Annotated in this window: 1 protein-coding gene; it reads left to right on the plus strand. The window is 66.7% G+C overall.

Translation table 11 applies throughout. The features are described 5' to 3' along the window. Nucleotides 1-39: 39 nt before the first annotated feature. Nucleotides 40-664: alpha/beta fold hydrolase (locus tag INT12_RS30850; protein ID WP_193059223.1), on the plus strand; the 625-nt coding region annotated here is incomplete at its 3' end.

Consider the following 664-nt stretch of genomic DNA (forward strand, 5'->3'; position numbering starts at 1 on the left):
AGCCAGCTCTGACACCACCCCCGTTCCCAGGAGATCGCCATGAAACTGCTTCCCCGTTCGTTCCGCCGCGCCGCTACCGCGCTGGTGCTGATGCTGGCCGTGCACGCCACCGCGCACGCCGCCGGCAGCGCGGCCATCCAGAGCCACACCGCCAACGTCAACGGCGTCACCCTGCATTACCTGCAGGCCGGCCAGGGCGATGAATCGCCGGTGGTGCTGCTGCACGGCTATGCCGAAACCAGCCACATGTGGCGCCCGTTGATGCCGCAGCTCGCCGGCCACCATGTGGTCATCGCGCCGGACCTGCGCGGGGCCGGGCAGTCGTCCAAGCCCGAGGGCGGCTATGACAAGAAGACGCTGGCGCAGGACATCCATGCGCTGGTGAAGTCGCTGGGCTATCCCAAGGTCAAGATCGTGGGCCATGACATCGGGCTGATGGTGGCTTACGCCTACGCCGCCCAGTACCCGGACGAAGTGGACAGCATCGTGTTGATGGATGCATTCCTGCCCGGCGTGGGCGACTGGACCCACGTGTGGCTGCTGCGCGATCTGTGGCACTTCCACTTCTACGGCGAAACCCCGCTGAAGCTGGTGGATGGCCGCGAGCGCACCTACGTCGAGCACTTCTGGAACGACTTCGCCGCCGACCGCACCCACTCGGTGC

Origin of the sequence: Pseudomonas sp. K8, from assembly GCF_014889455.1 — a bacterium.
Taxonomy (GTDB): Bacteria; Pseudomonadota; Gammaproteobacteria; order Pseudomonadales; family Pseudomonadaceae; genus Aquipseudomonas; species Aquipseudomonas veronii.